Source organism: Psychrobacter sp. 1Y1 (assembly GCF_051847395.2).
In the GTDB taxonomy this organism is placed as follows: Bacteria; Pseudomonadota; Gammaproteobacteria; order Pseudomonadales; family Moraxellaceae; genus Psychrobacter.
Genome location: NZ_JBPYDF020000001.1, coordinates 687,397 through 707,579 on the forward strand (window position 1 = coordinate 687,397; position 20,183 = coordinate 707,579).

Genomic DNA, 20,183 nt, shown 5'->3' on the forward strand with positions numbered 1-20,183 from the left:
CTACATAAACGGCAACTTCGTAAAAATCTGCAATATCGTGGCATTGACGATATCAACAAAGAACGCACCAACCATTGGCACAATCAGGAATGCTTTAGGTGAAGGCAGATAGCGATCAGTGACTGCCTGCATGTTCGCAATTGCAGTCGGGGTCGCACCCATACCAAAACCACAATGCCCCGCTGATAATACAGCCGCGTCGTAGTCTTTACCCATAATTTTGAAGGTAATGAGGTAAACGTAAATAATCATAATGATGGTCTGTACAACCAATATAATTAGTACAGGGCCTGCCAAATCGGTCAATTGCCAAAGTTTTAAAGACAATAATGCCATCGCTAAAAATAGGCTTAAAGACGCATTACCAAGTACATCAATTGAGCGGTCAAACATATCAAAATTGAAGACCATCGTTAGTACATTGCGAATGATGACGCCGCCTGCCAGCGCCCATACGAAAGTGGGCAGCTCAAACCATGTACCTTCAGCAACGATGGCCATCACATCGGCAAAAGCCAAAGCACCTGCGAATAGTGCCAAGGTTTCGATAGTAGAAGAAGCGGTGATAAAGCGCATGCTATCAGGTCTTTCAAAGATATCTTTATTACTACCTGCAGACTCTTCATCGTGTTTGGTGCTATATAACGACTGTGCACCAGCAACTTTTTCGATATCGCTAGGATTAGGGTTGGCTGGTGTTGGTTTTAGGCCAAGTCGGTTAATCAAGCGACGGGCAACAGGACCACCAACGATACCACCCGCGACCAAACCATAAGTAGCAACCGCAATACCAAGCGTCGTCGCACCGACCACGCCATAGTCTTGTTCTAACGTAATACCCCAAGCGCCTGCTGTACCATGACCACCAGTTAGAGCGATAGACCCTGTCACTAGACCAAGCAAAGGATCAAGTCCTAACGCACTTGCCATAGCCACACCAACGACGTCCTGCAATACAATAAACACTGAAACAACGATAGTAAAAATTAGTAATGGTGTGCCGCCTGCTTTTAGCCTACTAAAATCAGCGCTCAGACCGATGGAGGCAAAGAACATCAACATGGTGGCGGTCTGTAATCCTTGATGAAAATTAAAACTATATCCCCAAACCATATTGAGAGCATAGACAACAATCGCTGCGACCAAACCACCAGCAACAGGTTCTGGAATATTAAAGTCTTCTAAAAACTTGACTCTCCGCACCAAAAACCGCCCAAGTAGCAGCACTAAGGTGGCCAATATCAGGGTGTAATAACCGTTTAAGGTAATCTCCATAGGTTAATCCTTTCTATAAAATAAATTAACCTGAATTCGGGATAAATATGGCTTTATCTCGAATTCAGGTTTCTATGATGACGAATAATTATCGGTGACTATCGGCGGTCGGGCTTGCAACATATAGGCTGTTAGCGACTAATTTTCTAACGTATAAGCTTCATCCTCAGATGGCACAATAATCCACAATTGCGGTTTGCCAAATTCTCTAAAGGCATCTTCAATGATGCTTTTAAAGACATTGAAGTCCTCAGTGTTTATCCTTTTGACATCTGTCAAATCCAGCTTTAAATGAATTGCCTCACTGTCTGTTAGACAATCCCATGCACTGTCCCAGTTGTGTGAAAAATAACTAGGAAAGTCACAGGCCTTGGCCAAACTCGTCAATAGCTCAGTTTTGTCGAGCGTGTCACCGACGCCTATAGTAACAGCCTGCGCAGGAATGCTAGTATCCAGTGCTGTACCGTTTTGGTTAATGTGGTCTTGATTCACGTGGCTTTGATTAACGTAGTGGATGGCTTGGTTCATACTGTCTCGATTCATATCAGCTTGGTTCGTATTCGCTTGGTTCATATTTTCTTTTTTCATATTAAGGCACCTGTAGTCTTTGGAAACTATCATAGTGATTGACAGTCAAGTAATAGACAGTAGGCGGGTTGCCACCTGTGACGATACGCCGTGCGCCGCGATGGGAGATACCAGGGGTGGGTACGGTATATTCGCGGTAGTAGCCTTGTGACTGAGCGGGCAGTCTGCCTTCACGGTTATAAAATGTCGTGCCATCTTTATTTGGGTAAGGAAACGGACCACCTTGCTGAATAAGCGCAATCGTATTATCGACCTGTGCATCACCCGTTATACCAGCAGTAGTGGTTTGGCTCGTATTGTTAGTAACGTCCTGCGATACCGTTGTCGACTCGATGCTATCAGCAAGCAATGTCGAATTTAAATCGCCAAAGAAATAGAAGGCGACGGCGATGATAGCGATCAGGCTAAATAGTGTAGAGCCTAAGCTTCTTTTATTGGGTCTGCTATTGTGACTGCTACGATTTGAGTTACGAGTGCTGTGATGGTTATTAGTATTAGCAGGTGTATAGCTTGGAACATCTGATGCAGTATCTTGGTCAAGGCTCAACGAAGATGAGGTCACTTCAGTGGCTCTCAATTGATTTTTGTCGTTACGGGCACTGTTAAAGTAGACACTTTGACCAACCGTTATAGGCTTCGCCAATCGTGCTTTGCTAATATGAAAGAACACATCTTCACTTTGATTATCTACATCGATAAAGCCATAGCCTTTATCTTCGTTCCAGTGCTTAATCTTGCCACTTTGCATGGTCGTATCGCTCCCTATAATTTAAATGCCTTAACTAAAATACTTGTGATTTAAACGAAGAAACGCCAGCATAATTGCTGACGTTTCTGATTACTCGTTTTGATAGTCGATGCTAGTATGATTAAGCACGGGTTTCGCCATGACCATAAACGATCCATTTTTGCGACGTCAGACCTTCAAGACCGACAGGGCCACGGGCATGGATTTTGTCCGTTGAGATACCAATTTCAGCACCGAGACCGTATTCGAAACCATCAGCAAAACGGCTAGAAGCGTTAATCATAACGCTGGCCGAGTCAACTTCACGGATGAAGCGTTGCGATTTGGTATAGTTGTCAGTGATGATAACATCGGTATGATGGCTGCCGTGCGTATTGATATGCTCAATCGCTTCGTCAATACCTGCGACCACTTTTACCGCTAGGATAGGAGCTAAATATTCAGTATCCCAATCCTCAGCCGTGGCAGCGGATAAATGACCTTCAAGCTTAGCGTTTTCATTTAGGATAGCTTGTGATTTGTCATCAAGACGTAGTTGCATTGCATCATCAGCAGCGACGATGGCCTCTGCTATTTTAGACAATAGCTCATCTGCGACTGTTTCATCGACCAGTAGCGTCTCCATCGTGTTACAAGTGCCGTAGCGATGTGTTTTGGCATTGACACTGACCTTAATCGCAATCTCAGGATCCGCATCACTATCGATAAAGGTATGGCAGTTGCCGTCTAGATGCTTGATTACAGGTACTTTTGCATCGTTACTGATACGCGCAATCAGACCTTTACCACCACGTGGGACGATGACATCGACATATTCAGTCATGGTAATCAGCTCACCAACGGCTGCACGATCGGTTGTCTGTAGCACTTGCACGCTATGTTCCGATAGATCAGTATGGCTAAGACCTTTGATAATGCATTTAGCAATCGCTTGGTTAGATTCAAATGCTTCAGAACCACCGCGCAAGATAATAGCATTGCCTGACTTGAGTGCTAGTGAGGCAGCCTCCAATGTTACGTTAGGGCGCGACTCATAAATCATACCGACCACACCAAGTGGCACCCGCATTTTGCCCAAATGAATCCCTGATGGCTGATAGGTCATGTCAGTGACTTCACCAATTGGGTCAGGAAGGCCAGCGACATCTTTAAGACCTTGTAGCATACCGCTAAATCGTGCTTCGTTCAGCTCCAAGCGGTCGAGGAGTGCGCTATCAAGATTGTTTTTTTGGCCGTTGTCCATATCGATTTTATTGGCTGCCAAGATGTCTTGTTTGGCATTGACCAGCTCATCATGAATGGCCAATAGTGCTGAGTTTTTATCGCCAGTGTTGGCAGCAGCTAGCGCGCGAGAAGCAGCTCGTGCTTGCTTGCCGACAGACTGCATATAGGTCGTAATATCCGTAGTATTCGATTGACTCATAAATTATTTTCCTTATGTGATACAAGTTTTTTATAACTAAAAGCGCCCAATTTTATATAGGTAAAAGTACCTAAAAAGGCGAAAAATGTCGCAAAAAAAGAAGTTTTGAATGCCTACTTAGATAACGGTAGGTCATTATGCTATTTAACATAGAGCAGATTGAGACGATAGTAAAGATGATTTTGTGAACAGAATCCGCTTTGCAACGCTCTTGTAAGGGCTTATTCAAAGTAATATTGTTCATGCTAAGCGGTATTTATTTAAGATAATCGCGTTATCAGTACTACACTATATCTTTACGTGTTTTTAACAGAATTGCGCTGTAAATACTAAGGTAGCTGCGAGATATCCTCAGTATAGTAAGCATTAAAACAGCAAGGCTATCAGTAGATAGTACTTAATCTTATTATGATAAGTGATGGAGAACGAACATGGCTACGAAAAATACAACTTATAAAAATTGGTTAACGGTTGGCTTGGTCGCAGGTGCTCTAGCATTAGGCGCTTGTAGTAAAAAAGACGACACACCGATGGAAACTGAAGCTGATACTACTGTAGATGCTCAAACCTCTGTAGAAGAAAGTGCAACAGCGAGTGACAATGACGATGTGGCCGTGGCTAGTGCCGATGATGAGGGTATGGACGTTACCAATAACGATGATGTGGCAGTGGCGACAGCAGAAGATGCGGATATGATGGACGGTACTGAAGACTCAGAGCATGTATCGACGTACTAATCGCATATTATAGAATGCACTAGCGACATATTAAATGTACTAACTACATACTATAAATAGGCAGTTATCAGATAACACAACGCCTCGTATTCTAAAGTGATAAAATAAAGCCCAGAGCGATAAATGCAGTCTGGGCTTTTTTGTATTCGTAGTTTGCTAAAAACTGATTAACCCGTTGGTTAAATACAATATTTGCCTTTTTACTGCGTAATAAGAGACAATATGGCATTTTTCTCTTTGCCTCATCAGGCATATTACGATAATGCATCTAGATGCTTGTACTATATATAGATATAGCTCTTATTTTATTCGTGTTTTCACTCATATTTATTGGAAGTCTGCTGAACCATGCTTGATACTGCAAAAAACCCGACTCGGCCTATCGCCCTAGACTTACAAGACATCCATAAAAGCTACGGCTCATTAGAGGTATTAAAAGGGGTATCCCTAACTGCCTATGATGGCGATGTTATCTCTATTTTGGGCTCATCTGGCTCAGGTAAGTCGACGTTGCTGCGTTGTATTAATCTTCTAGAAAACCCCAATCATGGTCGTATCTTGATCGGTAATGAAGAGCTGATGCTAAAACCTGCCAAGTCAGGTGAGCTACAAGCAGCAGACGTGAAGCAGCTAGAAAGCTTGCGCGCACGCGTCGGGTTTGTCTTTCAGAACTTCAACCTGTGGCCGCATAAGACAATTCTACAAAACATCATCGAAGGGCCAACGCAGGTCTTAAAGATTAAAAAAGACCAAGCAATTAGTGATGCAGAAAAGCTGCTCGATAAAGTAGGCCTGCTCGACAAAAAAGACGCTTATCCTGCCAACTTATCTGGTGGTCAGCGTCAGCGTGTTGCTATCGCCCGTGCGCTTGCTATGCAGCCACAAGTCCTATTGTTTGATGAACCAACCTCTGCACTAGATCCTGAACTGGTCAACGAAGTGCTTGCAGTAATGCGCGAGCTAGCAGAAGAGGGGCGTACGATGCTTATCGTTACTCACGAAATGCGCTTTGCCCGTGAAGTATCAAGCAAAGTCGTCTTTTTACATCAAGGTGTGGTCGAAGAAATTGGCACACCTGAGCAAGTCTTTGATAACCCTACCTCTGAGCGTGTTAAAGATTTTATGGCGTCACACCGTCCTACCTAGTTATTAGTTATTAGTTATTTGCCTAATATCATGTCCAATACAGATGGTGGCAACACTCTTGCCACCATTTATCCTGCCAAACGTAAAATCACTGTAACGTAACCATTGTTGACTGTTTATTGCCCGATGATAACTATGAGTATGCAAAACGTTTGTTTTTGATATTTTACTCAGGTATTATCAAAAGGTTTATAGGCCGTCACGTCTCGTGGCTGTCTGTTATTCTGCTATCTATATTGCTTGTCTGGCAGGGACGTCAGAGAACAAAATATCAGAACCCTAAGTCAGAAGATCCTGTCAAAAACTTATGTAAAACCCATCAGAATTTAAGGAACGTATGATGTCGAATTCTCGCCTATTGTGGTCATCAATGACCGTTACTGCTGCATTGATGTTGAGCGCTTGTAGCCAACCTGCCGATGAAACTACCGATACCAACGCTGACGCCCCTGCAGCAGAAACCACTGGTAAAACCATTCGTATCGCCACTGAAGGCGCTTACCCTCCATTCAACTACACCAACGCTGACGGCAGCTTGGCAGGTTTTGATATCGATGTTGCCAATGCATTATGTGATCAAATGCAAGCCAAGTGTGAAATCGTTGCACAGGACTGGGACGGTATCATCCCAGGTCTATTGGCACAAAAATATGATGCTGTGATTGCAGGTATGTCTATCACTGCTGAGCGTCAAGAAAAAGTTGATTTCAGCGAGCCGTACTTTGCCAATACGATGGTATGGCTGACCAATACGGATGGTGGTTTTGATCCTATGGCGATTAAAGATGCAACGCTTGGTGGTCAACGTTCTACTACGCCAGGTGCTTATCTACAGGATAACTACGAAGGCAAAGAAGGCAACACAGTTCAGTTGTATGACAACTATGACAATGCCTATCTAGATCTAAAATCTGGTCGTAGCGATGCCGTATTGGCTGAAAAAGTTTCTGCCAAATCATGGTTAGCAGAAAACGCAGCGGGCTTCGGTATCGTTGGTGATGAAATTGATAACGATGACAATATTGCCATTGCTGTACGTAAAGGTGATTCACTCAAAGCTGACTTTGACAAAGCATTGAGCGAAATCCGTAGTAACGGTGAGCTTGCACGTCTTGAGCAAATGAACTTTGGTCAATAATGACTCACTGAAGATTTATGCTTAGAACAAGTAACGTTTGATGCGAGTAATGCTTAAAACCAAGCATGTTTCAAATAAACGGTGTTTATAAGCATGAATCAGCAAGCAGTGATTGACGATACAGCTGGTAAATATATTAAGGAATAAAACTTATGACAATTTCAATGACATCATCAATGAGCAAAAAAGCATTGTGGCTAGCACCGCTTAGCGCAGCGATGCTAATGCTGGCAGGTTGTAACAATAGCTCAGCACCAGCAGAAAATGCTGAAGCTGACACCGCTACTGAAGCACCTTTAAATATCAAAATTGCGACAGAATCGAGTTATAAGCCTTTTAGTTATACCGATGCAGATGGCAAACTGATTGGTTACGAGATTGAGCTGGTTGACGCATTATGTGCGCAAATGAAAGCTGAGTGTGAAGTCATCTCTCAAGATTGGGATGGTTTGATTCCAGGGCTTAACGCGCAGAAATTTGACGCAGCTATCGCAGGTATGTCTATCACGCCTGAGCGTAAAGAAGTGGTTGATTTCAGTGACCCTTACTTCCATAGCGGTATCATCTTGATCGGTAAAAAAGGTGATGACTTAAGCGTAGAGTCACTAACAGGTCTACCAATTGCCTCACAGCGCTCAACTGTTGCCTCGCAATACCTACAAGACGAGCATGCAGATGCTGATATCAAGTTATATGATACGCAAGACAATGCTTATCTAGATCTGACCTCAGGTCGTGTGCGCGGTATGATGTCTGACAAAGTAACGGGTATTGACTGGTTAAAAACAGACGCAGGCAAAGGCTACGAAGTTAAAGGTGAAGAAATCAGCACCAATGATGACGCAATGGGTATTGCTTTCCGTAAAGGCGATCCTTTAATTGCTAAGTTCAATGCAGCATTGGCTGAGCTAAAAGACAACGGTACCTATGATCAAATCACGGGTAGCTATTTTGGTACTAGCTCAACGGCTGCAGCACAAAAAGCGGTAGCAACAACTGATAGTGTCGAAGAAGTAGTGGTCGCTGAAGAAGAAGCACCAGCTAACTAATACGATATTTAGCAGTTTTACTGCTGTTGTTTAAAGACGTGTTGTTTACTCAAGAAAAAACCAAGGATGATCATGAGCAACCATTGTGCCCCAATCTGTACCACGACTGGCAAATCTAACATTAATGTAGCCAGTCGTCTGTCTATGTCATTGCTCGCACTAGCGACGGCCTTTACCGTTGCTGGCTGTAGCAATAGCCAAGAGAGTGCAGCTGATACCAATCCAGAGGCTACCAAAACAACGGCAGCGTCTACAGGTGATGTATTACGCATCGGTACAGAAGGGGCCTATGCACCTTTTAACTATACCAATGCCGATGGGACACTGGGTGGTTTTGATGTTGAGATAGCAAATGCACTTTGTGCGGATATGCAGGTAACTTGTGAGATTGTGGCGCAGGACTGGGACGGTATTATCCCTGGTCTAAAAGCGGGTAAGTACGATGCAATCGTGGCCGCGATGTCCGTTACTCCAGAGCGTTCGCAGCAGGTGAGCTTTACCGATCCGTACTTTAGCAATGCCTTGGTCTTTTTGGCCAAAAAAGACAGCAGCTTTGACCCTAGTAACAACAGCGATATCGACTCGCATTCTATTGCTGCACAGCGTTCAACCATTTCATCGCAGTGGCTAGAAGACACGTATCCAAAAGCCGATATGAAGCTTTATGATACGTTGAGCAATGCGTTTTTGGATCTCGGTTCAAACCGTGTCGATGCGATGATTTCTGATAAGCTGCCTGCCATAGAATGGCTGAGCTCAAATGCTGGTAGCAAATATGCGCTTAAAGGTGATGAGATCGATATCAATGATAACTTTGCCATAGCAGTACGCCCAGGCGATCCGCTACAAGCAAAGATCAATCAGTCTCTTGCTAATATAAAAGCTAATGGTACTTACGATAAAATCAATCAAAAGTACTTTGCGGTGCCAGCGTCTGCAACGAGCACAGTTGATGAAGACGCAAATACAGGCACAGATACAAATACTGCCGACCAACCAGCGACAGAAAACGTTAGTTAATAGCGAATAGCTAATAGTAGTCAAAGACAGCAGTCAAAAAATCGTGTTTTGATCAATAAAAGGATATCGCCTTCATGGTGATATCCTTTTTTATTTGTCGTTATAGCAACGAATATACATAATAGCCGCCTATCAATTTTGCTCAAATTTAGTCGGCTGATTGTATGTATCTAGAGGCAAGTGTCTGTTTAAGTACGGTTTAGGCGCAGCTTTTACGCGTCAGTATTAACATCACGGTGAGTGAATATGATAAAATCAGCGCTCATTTCTACTGTGTCAATTATCGCAGCGTTAATCGTATTCTTCTGACGTCATTTTTTGACGCCGACCATCCCTATTGATTTGGTATAAAATACGGTGTTTTGCCGCGTTCAGCTATTGATGCTGATTCTTTTAACTCATATTTTGCAAATTGCTAATATAAAGAGACTGAGTGGATAATCGTGTTTGACTTACAAGGATTTGGCGCGCTTTTATTAAGCGGCGCTACCGTCACCATACAGCTAGCTGTGACCAGTTTAATCATTGGTTTGGCTTTAGGCTTGCTCGGCGCAACCGCAAAGATGTCCAATATCTGGTTGCTGCGTAAACTTGCGACTGTCTATACTGCGACGATGCGCGGTATTCCTGAGCTGCTATTGGTGCTCTTTATTTATTATGGCGGCTCTATCTTATTGATGAGCATCCTCAAAAAGTTCGGCTATAACGACTATGTCGAGATTAGCGCTTTTTGGGGTGGTGTCATGGCGCTGTCTATTGCTTTTGGTGCGTATGCGACTGAGATTTTTCGCATGTCCATTCAAGAGATTCCAGTAGGGCAGCGAGAGGCTGCGCAAGCAATTGGTATGCGTCCTTTTCAGACCTTTTATCGCATCACTTTGCCGCAAGTGTGGCAGATTGCTTTACCAGGTTTGGGAAATTTATTTTTGGTACTGCTCAAAGATACCGCATTGGTATCGGTCGTGGGTCTCAAAGACATCATGTATCAGTCATCGCGTGCGGCACAGTCTACACAGCAGCCGTTTACCTTTTATATGGCAGCAGCGATTATTTATTTGGGTCTGACCATGTTGATTACTGGCTTTATGATGTGGCTTGAGTGGCGCGCCAATCCTGCGGCACGCTATGCCAAAAAGATAAGCCGTCAATCCACTCACAGTCAATCGACCATAGGGTAGAGGAGAGATACTATGGATTGGAATTGGCAGGTCATTTTTGACCATATCCCTGATTTACTAGGCGGCGCGGTATTGACCGTACAGCTGGTCTTGTTTTCAGGTGTGATTGGATTGCTGTTTGGTTTGGTTTTGGCGTTATTACGACTGTCTAAGAATTGGGTGGTACAGATACTACCGTTTCTGTATATCTTCTTTTTCCGTGGTACGCCGCTGCTGGTACAGATATTCCTGATTTATTATGGTTTGGGTCAGTTCGAGGCCGTACGCGAGTCGTTCTTATGGGAGCCAGTACTTAGCCAAGCATATTGGTGTGCCATCATCGCCTTTACCCTCAATACCAGTGCTTATCTAGCTGAGATTATACGTGGTGCGATTCAGACGATTCCAATTGGAGAGCTTGAAGCTGCTGATGCACTTGGTATGTCAAAATGGCAAAAGCTAACACGCGTTACGCTGCCGCGCGCATTTGGTATTGTGATTCCAGCATACAGTAACGAAGTTATCTTTATGCTAAAGGGCAGTGCGCTAGCTTCAACTATTGCATTGATGGATATCACAGGTGTTGCTCGTACGATTAGTGCGCGTACCTATACCTTGATGGAGCTATTCTTTGCCGCTGGTATCGTCTATCTATTGCTGTCGTGGGTTATCTTGTTTAGCTTTAGAATGTTTGAAAAACGTATGAACCGTCATGCCAGTTATGTACCGCCAGATGTGGTGACCAATACGATTCCATAGTTAGCAGTTAGCAGTTAGCAGTTAGCAGTTAGCAATTAGCAGTTAGCAATTAGCAATTAGCAATTAGCAATTAGCAATTAGCAACTAAAAATCGTCAAAGTCACTGTAGACAATATAGTATGGACTGCTGATAAAATAGCCATCATTTACAGGGAGAGTTTAGTATGAGCCAATCGCCACACGAGTCATTAGCGAACGCAATTGCAGCTGGTGTCAATGCCGAGCAGGGCGCTATCGATCATAATGAAAGATTGCGTACTTCTATTGGTAAAGTTGTCTGTGTTGGTCGCAACTATGCGGCACATGCTGCAGAGTTGGGCAATGAAGTGCCAACCACGCCGATACTGTTTATGAAGCCTGCGTCTTCAGTGGTTTCTATCCGTGGTGATGTGGTTCGCCCAAGTCCAGAGCTGTTTGGCGAGACTCACTACGAGGCCGAACTATGTATTCAGCTATCAGCTGACTTATCTATGGCGACGATTGAGCAAGCTCAGCAAGCCATTGGTGGTGTGACATTGGGACTGGATTTGACCTTACGTGATTTGCAAAGCAAGCTAAAAGAAAAAGGTCATCCGTGGGAGCGTGCTAAGTGTTTTGACGGAGCTTGCGTCCTTGCTGATTGGCTCGACCCGCAAGCGTTTGGCAATCTGCAGAATGTACAGTATCAGCTATCTATCAATGATAAATTAACGCAAGATGGCGATAGTGCCTTAATGCTATTTCCTGTCTATGAATTGCTGGTCAATATTAGCCATGCCTTTAGTTTGCAAGCAGGGGATGTGATTATGACTGGTACGCCAAGCGGCGTTGGTGTGTTGCAAGCAGGCGATCAGCTTAAGCTAAAACTGGGTGCTCATGAGTGGGTATCACAAGTACAGTGAGCTTGATTGCGATAACAGATACATATTAAAAGCCCCGAGCAATTGCTTGGGGTTTTTGTTTTTAAGCCTTTATATTTATTTTTTGACTTTGCTAACTGCCAAACAATGCTAATTATCTAATCATTCTATTTCTAAATCATCAGTACAGTCGATTGTCATCAGTTTGTCACCTATTGTTCAGCGTGCTGTCATAAAGGTTGAGTAGACTTAAGCGGAATTCGTATTTTTGTGGTCGTAATTATAAAGCCGCGATCAACTCTCTGCCAATCTAGCCTAATAGCAAGGTGACTGATAATGACATTATTGAACAATGAGCGAACGCTTGCCCACGAAGTGGTTGAAGACTCAAACCCTACTAATAATACTGACTTTCAGACGATTATCAATCGTCGATTGAACCGCCGTAGTATCCTAAAAGGTGGCACAGGGTTGACGGCTGCTGCGTTTTTTGGCGCATTACCTTTGGTCGGTTGTAGTGAAGACGACGATAGCAGTATTGTTGGTAATGACGATAATGCCGCTATCCCTGCACAAGGTAATTTGAAGCGTCCTGATACCTTAAAGTTTGAAGCAGTTGCGCATTCAACAGCGGATACGATGACCGTAGCAGCAGGCTACAAGGCAGAGATGATATTACCACTGGGTACACCGCTGAACTCTGGTATCGAGGATTGGAAAGACAATCGCGAGCAATCAGCAGAGTCATTTGAATGGCGTATGGGTGACAACCATGATGGGATGTGGTTCTTTGGCAAAAACGGTAACGCTTACGATGCCAAAGCGTCAGAAAACAGCTTGCTAGTCATGAATCATGAATACGTTAATAGCAGTGAGCTTAGCCCATTTGGCTATTACGTCACTCAAGATAACGAAGCTGCGCCTATCTTTCAAAACCGCCGTCTCGCAAGCGACGTCCGCCGTGAAGTCAACTGTCATGGCGTCTCAGTGGTCGAGTTAACTCGCCGTGCAGATGGTATGGGTTATGAGATGGTACCTGACTCTAAATACAATCGTCGCATTACCAGTAGTACAACAGCACAATTGGCCGGCCCTGTGGCAGGCTCTGCTCTGGTCAAGACCAAGTTTGATCCGACAGGCTATCAGACTCGCGGCATCAATAATAACTGCGGCGCAGGTCTGTCACCGTGGGGTACTTATCTGACTACCGAAGAGAATTTCTTGGGGGTGTTTGCCCGTGGACAAGATGCCAGCCAATTGAGCGCTGGTGATAACTATGCGCGCGAGCGCTACGGTGCGGTGGAGGACTTCCCAGGTTGGGAGTATCTATGGCATACCCCAGAGGCAAAGGATGCCAAAATAGCAGACGAGTTCTCACGCTGGGATATGACAGCTGTCGGTGCCAGTGCTGCGGAAGATTATCGCTATGGCTTTAACACTTTCGGTTATATTACTGAGATTGACCCATTTGACCAAAACTCTATACCGCAAAAACGTACTGCACTGGGCCGATTCGCTCATGAAAACTGCGCGTATGCTCCGGTTGAGCAAGGTAAGCCAGTAGTCTTCTATATGGGTGATGACGCCCGAGGTGAGTACATTTATAAGTTTGTCTCCAAAGCAATGTGGTCCAACTCGGACATCGGCGGCGGACTAAAAGCAGGTGACAAGTATCTAAATGACGGCACGCTATACGTGGCGGTCTTTAACGAAGATGGTAGCGGTGAGTGGAAGGCACTCGTCCATGGTCAAAACGGACTAGATGCTTTTAATAGTGTACTGCCATTCAATGGGCAAGATGAAGTATTGGTTTTTGCCCGTGCAGCTGCCGATGCTGCTGGTGCTACTAAGATGGATCGACCGGAATGGGTATCGGTCAGTCCTATGACGGGTGATGTCTATGTGACATTAACCAATAATAAATATCGCGGCGTACGTGATGACCAGCCTGTCTCAGCTTCCAATCCGCGTAGCTATCAATCAAGCGGAAAAGCACTTGGTAATGACAATGGCCATATCATTCGCTGGGCAGAAGCGGGCGGCGACCATGCTGCAACGAGCTTCGAATGGGATATTTATCTGTTTGGTGCGCCAAGTGATTTATCAGCAGAAAACCTTTCTCAATTAAATGATAATAATGACTTTTCTTCACCTGATGGGCTATATTTTGACCCGCGCGGTGTCTTATGGATTCAGACAGATGACGGCGCTTATACCGATACCAGTAGCTGTATGTTGCTCGCGGCTCTACCGGGTAAGGTCAGTGATGGAACGATGACGACCACATCGGCAGGGCAGTCAACCCGAGTCGGCACATCTGCTAGCAATGACAATATTAAACGATTCTTTGTTGGTCCTGAAGGATGCGAAGTAACAGGTATTACCATGGCACCAGATTTTAAGACGCTGTTTATCAACATTCAGCATCCCGGTAATACATGGGGCGCTGTCGCTGGCGGTAGTATTCCTCGCTCAGCGACTGTGATGATTACTCGTGAGGATGGTGATGTCATACTGGCAGAATCATTTGATACGGCTGATAGCACGACATAGATAGATAAGCTATAGGCAGATAATAGAAACAACCAGAGTACTCATAACCATAAAAATCCCAAGTTAAGGCTTGGGGTTTTTTATTTTAATAATGATTTAATGGCTAACGAGACCGTCTATCAACTATCTGACTCTGCTAGTCGTCATCCCACTCTAAAGTCAAACCATTCACTTCTCTTTGCTGCCGTTACAGGATAATATAGACCATTACTTTTTTCGCTGAATGTGCAAATATTATGAGCAGTCCAAAGGTGTTTTATAACGACAGTGTTAGTGACAGCGACGCTCAAAATGATCGCAGCTATACTCGTACTCACCATGAGCTCGATGCGCATTTTGTCCCCGATGCGAGTGTAACGCTACACAGTCATCTATACGAGCAAATCGACCAACTCGAAGCCATCGATATGGATGAACTGGTTAAGCTACTAGCAGATTCGGATGACAGTGATGAAATCAACAAAACACCTGTATCTTTGGCTGATTTTTTTGAAGGATTGGCGCAGCTTGCCACTATGGGTGTGGTTGAGATTACAGAAATCGTAGAAGCTATTCACCGTGAAGTTATCTTGCGTCCGCTAGGCCGCTTCAATGACAAACATTTAAATAAATGGTCGCGCGGATTTACTGGACGTATCTATGGCACGATACGTCATGTCATGCAAATGGTCGGTAATAATCTGGCGTCTGTACTACGCATATACAAAAACCTGATTCTCCAAAAGTCAGTGCAGCCACTACCAGACTCGCTAAAAAAGCTGGTTAATGTACTCAATGGTGTCATGGGTGATCATCTGGTCAATAATCAAAATGCGCTCGCCATTCCGATGATGCTATACACTCAAGATGGCAAACCACAGAATGAAGTGCTATCAGGCCGTATCGCTATTTTGTGCCATGGTCTATGCATGAGTCATTTAAGCTGGCAAGCCCAAGCGGATAATGATTTAGGTGAGGCCATTCATATCAGCCAGTCTGATACCACGGTGCTGTATTTGGATTACAACACAGGTCGCCGTATCTCTCGTAGCGGCCGTAAGTTCTCTGAATTGCTACAAGCGCTGGTCGATGACAACCCAAATATCAGTCAGATAGATCTGGTTGGACATAGTATGGGCGGCTTGGTCTCTCGCAGTGCACTGTTTTATGGGGAGCAAGATCGCCTAGACTGGATAAAACGCGTAGGCAACCTTATCACGCTAGGTTCGCCGCATCATGGGGCAGTGCTTGAGCGTATCGGTAATTATGTGCAAGACATCATTGCCAAGCTGCCGTTTGCAGGCTCACTAGCCAAGCTCGGTGATATGCGCAGTGCCGGTATCATTGATCTACGTCATGGCAGTATTCGTGATGCAGATTGGAAAGCATTAGAAGGGCGTAGCGTCCTACCACAAGACTTCCGCCATCCTGCACGGCTGCCAAGTGGTATTAAAACTTACTTTGTCGCCAGTGCTTTGCTTGAGACGCATTATGATTCTAAGGTAACGGATCTGCTCGGAGACAGTTTGGTATCAGTGGCTTCAGCGTTGGGCGAGGATGATGCCGAGCATGCTTTGTTTGTGCCAGATGGTCATAAAGCCATATTTTATGGTGTTAATCATATGAACTTAATTCATAGTAGACGAGTACGCGAACAAGTGGTTGAATGGCTACTTGATAATGGTCGAAGTGACTATGCCGGACGTCCGCGCATACACTCTTATCCTAGAAGTTTAGATGTAGCGGTGTAGTGATTTAATGATAAAAACAAAAACCCTCAGGCATGACGCTTGAGGGTTTTTTTATAAACAATAATTTATAGGAAGTAAGAAAACTTACTCAGCAAATATCGCTGCTACATTATCTTTATTGAACTTATAGACTTCACCGCAGAAACCGCAATCCATCTCAAATGTACCGCCTTGCTCTTCGACGATATCTAACGCTTCTGCTTCACCGATTTGCTCGATTGCCATTTCACACTTCTCGCGTGAGCAAGTGCAACCAAATGATAGAGGCGCAGGCTCAGGGGCAACGATGTTTTCTTCGTGATACAAGCGATAAAGGATTTCGTTAGCATCCAGTGTCGTTAGTTCTTCTGCTTTTACCGTGCGCGTCAATACAGACAAGCGTGTCCATAAATCATCATCGATACCCGCATCTTGGTTTTGCTCAACTTCAGACGTTTCTTCAGCAGTGCGCGGCAGCATTTGCACCAAGATACCACCAGCTTGCAGGCCATCAGATGCCAAGTTAATCAACGTTGGAATCTGTGCTGATTGCTTTTGATAATGCGCTAAGCAATCCGCTAGATTGTCATGGCTACGCTCAACGATACCTTGGTATGGTTCACCGCCATCAGGCTGAATATTGATAAACAATACGCCTTGTCCCATCGCACCAAGTTCAGCAAACGCTTCTTTGGCATGGGTCATTTTGTCCCACGCTTGTACTTGCTCATCCGTCTCGCCTTTCCAGCTAGCAAGCGCACGAATGATACCGTCTTGATCGCATTCCGCCATCGCCCAGTTTAGTAAGCTGTCACTGTCTGATGATTGCAACTGAATAGATAGGCGGCCGTTGATTTTTACCGTACTGATTAGCAAACTCGCTGCCGTCAGCATCTCGCCCAATAAGCGTTTGATGGCTTCAGGGTAAGGCTTTTGAGCAATGGTGCTCGCGTAGCTGCGTGATAGGCGCACAACGTCACCACGTACAGGCGAATCTTCGATAAAGAAGCGTTGGCGTACGTCATTATCGCTATGATGGCCAGTGGTTTGGCTGCCCGTATTTGGGACTTGAGTATCTTGTGTCATAAGTCATTTGTAGTATTAAGAAGTTGTTAGCTTTATGGGGATTGCTGCCAATTTATCAATCACCTTTGCGATGCTGTTTTACCGTTTGCCCAAAACATTCTCTAGATAACTCAGCTTATTTTACATAAAAGACTCAAAGATATGACAAGTAGGCAGTCGGCAAAATAGTCGTTGAGGCACTGCATACAGATAGGGTGGTATGGTAATGACAAGCGGCTTATCTAAAGGTAGAAAATTCATATATTCATAAATAGTGATTCTATTAAAAATAGTTCACCATGAGCATCGATTTTGTTGTACAGTAACATTACGTTGCATTGTGACAAACAATAGCAACAACCGCATGGATGCGCGTCATTAAGGCTAGTTAATAAGACCTATGTCGTCCAAGCACTCATCTAATCTTATGATAATGTGATAAAAGGATGTATCTCATGAGCTATCTATCTTCTCAGTTTTTCTCCAAGCCCTTGACTCTGGCTGCTTTTATGGCGCTTGGTCTAGCAGGGTGTAATAACAGCAGTCAAACGACCACTGATGCGGCAGCAACAGATGACGCGACCACCACAGAAGCCGCAGCAAGCACTAACGGCACGCTACAAAAAATCAAAGACTCTGGCACCATTGTGGTTGGTCACCGTGACTCCTCTATTCCGTTTTCTTATATCGCTGATGACCCAAATCAGCCGATTGGCTATGCGCATGATTTAGAGATGAAAGTCGTCGAAGCGGTCAAGCAAAAGCTCAACATGCCAGACCTCAACGTGCGCTATAACCTAATCACGTCACAAACTCGTATTCCATTGGTACAAAATGGCACAGTGGATTTTGAGTGTGGTTCAACCACCAACAACGAAGAGCGTCAAAAGCAAGTGGCATTCTCAAATGGCTTCTTTGAAATCGGCACACGTCTATTGACCAAAAATGATTCCGGTATCCAAGATTTTGAAGATCTAAAAGGTAAGACGCTTGTGACGACCGCAGGGACAACTTCAGAGCGTTATATTCGTCAGTATAATGATGACAATCAGATGGATACCAACATTATCTCTGCAAAAGACCACGGCGAAGGCTTCTTAATGCTAGAGAATGGTCGTGCTGATGCTTTTATGATGGATGACGTGCTGCTCGCTGGCGAAAAAGCCAAAGCAAAAAATCCTGATGAATGGGTCATCGTTGGTACACCGCAATCGTTTGAGATTTATGGCTGCATGATGCGTAAAGACGACCCTGAGTTCAAAGCAGTAGTCGATGAAGCCTTGGCCAATGTCTTCAGCTCAGGTGAGATTAATAGTATCTATGACAAATGGTTCTTAAACCCAATTCCACCAAAGAACGTCAATCTAAACTTTGAGATGTCTGACAACTTAAAAGCATTGATTGCCAGTCCGCATGACAGTTCTCAACCAAAAGTGGCGACTGCACAGTAATCATTGTCCTTCAACATAGCTTGCTTACGCGTTCAGATAGCCAGTATTTTATTTGACGTATAGGCTTATCAATCGTTGCTCGGAGAGACAACCATGAATTATAGCTGGAACTGGGGTGTGCTCTTTGAGCAGACTGGTATTGGCAACGAGCTCTATATCCATTGGATGATCACTGGTCTTGGCTGGCTGCTATTGATTGGCAGTATCGCATGGGCTATCGCGATGGTCGTCGGTACCATCTTCGGTATCATGCGTACCTTGCCCAACAAGACCGCTCGTGCAATCGGTACGGCTTATGTGACATTTTTTCGTAATATTCCACTGCTTGTTCAACTGTTCTTTTGGTTTTATATCGCCCCTGGCTGGCTCACGCCGACGATACAAGAATGGTGGTATAAGGACTTGTCTCCGAATACTTCAGCCATGTTATCAGCCAGTATCGGTTTGGGCTTATTTACCGCTGCTCGTATCGTTGAACAGGTACGAACGGGTATTGAGTCATTACCAGATGGACAAATCAATGCGGCCTACGCGTTAGGGTTTAGCATTCCACAAGTCTATAAAGAAGTACTGCTACCGCAGGCATTTCGTATTATCTTGCCACCGCTCAGCTCTGAGTTAACCAACTGTTTCAAAAACGCTTCTGTGGCCTCGTTAGTGGGGGTAATGGAGCTGATTAGCCAAACCAAAACCATCAGCGAATATACTCAAAATAGTATCGAGATATATACTTATGCGACGATTATTTACTTGGTTTTCAACTTATCCTTAATCGCTATTATGGGATTGATTGAACGTAAATTGCGTGTGCCTGGGCTTATTGCGGGAGGTCAGAAATGAATATGACCGAATTGGCAACAGCCTATCCTGGTTTGATGGGTGGCATGCTTACCACCTTAAAAGTACTGTTTTTGGCTATTTTAGGCGGTATCAGTTTAGGAACTGTACTGGCATTGATGCGCTTGTCAGGTATCAAAGCGCTTGAGATTCCAGCCAAGCTATACGTCAATTACTTCCGCTCTGTGCCACTGCTACTAGTACTGCTATGGTTTTATTTCGCCGTACCGATGATTTATCTTTGGGTAGCGGGTAAGTACCTGCAACTCGATGCTGCGTTTGCCTCTTGTGTGGTCGCCTTTATGATGTTTGAGGCGGCTTACTTCTCAGAAGTGGTACGTGCTGGTATTCAATCGATTGGTAGCGGGCAGGTCAATGCGGCCAAAGCGCTCGGTATGACTTATGGGCAGACCATGCGTCTGGTCATCTTGCCACAAGCCTTTCGTAAGATGCTGCCATTGATTTTGCAACAATGTATTATTTTATTCCAAGATACGACGCTGGTATTTGCCATTGGTTTGACAGACTTTTTCCGCGCAGCCTACGTTCGCGGTGAGCTAATGGGCTTACTCACGCCGTATATCTTAGGTGCTGGTGCTGTCTATTTTGTGATTAGCTTAAGTGCTTCTATTGGTGTGCAACAATTACAAAAGCGTTTGCGGTTTTAATTGAGCGTATTTTAATAGACC

At 44.5% G+C, this 20,183-nt stretch carries 18 protein-coding genes; 13 read left to right on the forward strand and 5 right to left on the reverse strand.

Annotation, left to right across the window (positions count from 1 at the left end):
• The 4 genes from gltS to ACS8FA_RS16945 form a co-directional block, all read right to left on the reverse strand.
• Complete coding sequence (gltS, locus tag ACS8FA_RS16930) at positions 1–1,275, reverse strand: sodium/glutamate symporter (protein ID WP_347162476.1); 1,275 nt, start codon at positions 1,273–1,275, stop codon at positions 1–3.
• Between the two features lie 138 nt (positions 1,276–1,413).
• Positions 1,414–1,863: a barstar family protein gene (locus ACS8FA_RS16935; RefSeq protein ID WP_439264277.1), complete on the reverse strand. Its 450-nt coding sequence runs from the start codon at positions 1,861–1,863 to the stop codon at positions 1,414–1,416.
• Position 1,864: 1 nt separating this feature from the next.
• On the reverse strand, positions 1,865–2,611 hold the full coding sequence (locus ACS8FA_RS16940) for a ribonuclease domain-containing protein (protein ID WP_439264279.1): 747 nt from the start codon (positions 2,609–2,611) through the stop codon (positions 1,865–1,867).
• Between the two features lie 121 nt (positions 2,612–2,732).
• Positions 2,733–4,034 carry a glutamate-5-semialdehyde dehydrogenase gene (locus ACS8FA_RS16945; protein ID WP_179799077.1) on the reverse strand — a complete coding sequence of 434 codons (1,302 nt, stop codon included), beginning with the start codon at positions 4,032–4,034 and terminating at the stop codon, positions 2,733–2,735.
• Positions 4,035–4,465: 431 nt separating this feature from the next.
• Here ACS8FA_RS16945 and ACS8FA_RS16950 point away from each other — a divergent pair, with 431 nt between their 5' ends.
• From ACS8FA_RS16950 to ACS8FA_RS16995, 10 genes are all read left to right on the forward strand, one after another.
• Positions 4,466–4,771, forward strand: a complete 306-nt coding sequence (locus ACS8FA_RS16950; protein ID WP_179799076.1) for a hypothetical protein — start codon at positions 4,466–4,468, stop codon at positions 4,769–4,771.
• A 348-nt stretch (positions 4,772–5,119) separates the two neighbouring features.
• Positions 5,120–5,917, forward strand: a complete 798-nt coding sequence (locus ACS8FA_RS16955) for an ABC transporter ATP-binding protein (protein WP_057758311.1) — start codon at positions 5,120–5,122, stop codon at positions 5,915–5,917.
• A gap of 337 nt (positions 5,918–6,254) precedes the next feature.
• Positions 6,255–7,055: a transporter substrate-binding domain-containing protein gene (locus ACS8FA_RS16960; RefSeq protein ID WP_179799075.1), complete on the forward strand. Its 801-nt coding sequence runs from the start codon at positions 6,255–6,257 to the stop codon at positions 7,053–7,055.
• A 152-nt stretch (positions 7,056–7,207) separates the two neighbouring features.
• Positions 7,208–8,104 (forward strand): transporter substrate-binding domain-containing protein, encoded by an 897-nt coding sequence (locus tag ACS8FA_RS16965; protein WP_238050788.1) that lies wholly within the window; start codon positions 7,208–7,210, stop codon positions 8,102–8,104.
• A 72-nt stretch (positions 8,105–8,176) separates the two neighbouring features.
• A complete protein-coding gene (locus ACS8FA_RS16970) occupies positions 8,177–9,124 on the forward strand; it encodes an ABC transporter substrate-binding protein (RefSeq protein WP_439264282.1) in 948 nt (315 codons plus the stop codon).
• 443 nt (positions 9,125–9,567) lie between these two features.
• Positions 9,568–10,302, forward strand: coding sequence for an ABC transporter permease (locus ACS8FA_RS16975; protein ID WP_057758316.1), 735 nt, complete (start codon positions 9,568–9,570; stop codon positions 10,300–10,302).
• 12 nt (positions 10,303–10,314) lie between these two features.
• A complete protein-coding gene (locus ACS8FA_RS16980; protein WP_101205569.1) occupies positions 10,315–11,040 on the forward strand; it encodes an ABC transporter permease in 726 nt (241 codons plus the stop codon).
• A 251-nt stretch (positions 11,041–11,291) separates the two neighbouring features.
• Positions 11,292–11,921 (forward strand): fumarylacetoacetate hydrolase family protein, encoded by a 630-nt coding sequence (locus ACS8FA_RS16985; protein ID WP_439264302.1) that lies wholly within the window; start codon positions 11,292–11,294, stop codon positions 11,919–11,921.
• A gap of 294 nt (positions 11,922–12,215) precedes the next feature.
• Positions 12,216–14,432, forward strand: a complete 2,217-nt coding sequence (locus ACS8FA_RS16990) for a PhoX family protein (RefSeq protein WP_439264285.1) — start codon at positions 12,216–12,218, stop codon at positions 14,430–14,432.
• 236 nt (positions 14,433–14,668) lie between these two features.
• Positions 14,669–16,162: a PGAP1-like alpha/beta domain-containing protein gene (locus ACS8FA_RS16995; protein ID WP_439264287.1), complete on the forward strand. Its 1,494-nt coding sequence runs from the start codon at positions 14,669–14,671 to the stop codon at positions 16,160–16,162.
• An 84-nt stretch (positions 16,163–16,246) separates the two neighbouring features.
• Here the strand turns inward: ACS8FA_RS16995 and hslO are convergent, their stop codons facing one another.
• Entirely contained in the window at positions 16,247–17,227 is a 981-nt protein-coding gene (gene hslO / locus ACS8FA_RS17000) for an Hsp33 family molecular chaperone HslO (RefSeq protein WP_439264288.1), read from the reverse strand.
• 434 nt (positions 17,228–17,661) lie between these two features.
• Here hslO and ACS8FA_RS17005 point away from each other — a divergent pair, with 434 nt between their 5' ends.
• The 3 genes from ACS8FA_RS17005 (at position 17,662) to ACS8FA_RS17015 (ending at position 20,162) form a co-directional block, all read left to right on the forward strand.
• On the forward strand, positions 17,662–18,657 hold the full coding sequence (locus tag ACS8FA_RS17005; RefSeq protein ID WP_439264290.1) for a glutamate/aspartate ABC transporter substrate-binding protein: 996 nt from the start codon (positions 17,662–17,664) through the stop codon (positions 18,655–18,657).
• A gap of 93 nt (positions 18,658–18,750) precedes the next feature.
• Positions 18,751–19,497, forward strand: a complete 747-nt coding sequence (locus tag ACS8FA_RS17010; protein ID WP_057758328.1) for an amino acid ABC transporter permease — start codon at positions 18,751–18,753, stop codon at positions 19,495–19,497.
• A complete protein-coding gene (locus tag ACS8FA_RS17015; RefSeq protein WP_101205580.1) occupies positions 19,494–20,162 on the forward strand; it encodes an ABC transporter permease subunit in 669 nt (222 codons plus the stop codon). The genes ACS8FA_RS17010 and ACS8FA_RS17015 overlap by 4 nt, the downstream gene beginning before the upstream one ends.
• Positions 20,163–20,183 lie beyond the last annotated feature (21 nt).

Coding starts and splice junctions, on each gene's coding strand:
- gltS (WP_347162476.1), bottom strand. CDS start 1,275: ATGGAGATTACCTTAAACGGTTATTACACCCTGATATTGGCCACCTTA.
- ACS8FA_RS16980 (WP_101205569.1), top strand. CDS start 10,315: ATGGATTGGAATTGGCAGGTCATTTTTGACCATATCCCTGATTTACTA.
- ACS8FA_RS16995 (WP_439264287.1), top strand. CDS start 14,669: ATGAGCAGTCCAAAGGTGTTTTATAACGACAGTGTTAGTGACAGCGAC.
- ACS8FA_RS16945 (WP_179799077.1), bottom strand. CDS start 4,034: ATGAGTCAATCGAATACTACGGATATTACGACCTATATGCAGTCTGTC.
- ACS8FA_RS16935 (WP_439264277.1), bottom strand. CDS start 1,863: ATGAAAAAAGAAAATATGAACCAAGCGAATACGAACCAAGCTGATATG.
- ACS8FA_RS16950 (WP_179799076.1), top strand. CDS start 4,466: ATGGCTACGAAAAATACAACTTATAAAAATTGGTTAACGGTTGGCTTG.
- ACS8FA_RS16970 (WP_439264282.1), top strand. CDS start 8,177: ATGAGCAACCATTGTGCCCCAATCTGTACCACGACTGGCAAATCTAAC.
- ACS8FA_RS17015 (WP_101205580.1), top strand. CDS start 19,494: ATGAATATGACCGAATTGGCAACAGCCTATCCTGGTTTGATGGGTGGC.
- ACS8FA_RS16955 (WP_057758311.1), top strand. CDS start 5,120: ATGCTTGATACTGCAAAAAACCCGACTCGGCCTATCGCCCTAGACTTA.
- ACS8FA_RS16965 (WP_238050788.1), top strand. CDS start 7,208: ATGACAATTTCAATGACATCATCAATGAGCAAAAAAGCATTGTGGCTA.
- ACS8FA_RS16940 (WP_439264279.1), bottom strand. CDS start 2,611: ATGCAAAGTGGCAAGATTAAGCACTGGAACGAAGATAAAGGCTATGGC.
- ACS8FA_RS17010 (WP_057758328.1), top strand. CDS start 18,751: ATGAATTATAGCTGGAACTGGGGTGTGCTCTTTGAGCAGACTGGTATT.
- hslO (WP_439264288.1), bottom strand. CDS start 17,227: ATGACACAAGATACTCAAGTCCCAAATACGGGCAGCCAAACCACTGGC.
- ACS8FA_RS16990 (WP_439264285.1), top strand. CDS start 12,216: ATGACATTATTGAACAATGAGCGAACGCTTGCCCACGAAGTGGTTGAA.
- ACS8FA_RS17005 (WP_439264290.1), top strand. CDS start 17,662: ATGAGCTATCTATCTTCTCAGTTTTTCTCCAAGCCCTTGACTCTGGCT.
- ACS8FA_RS16960 (WP_179799075.1), top strand. CDS start 6,255: ATGATGTCGAATTCTCGCCTATTGTGGTCATCAATGACCGTTACTGCT.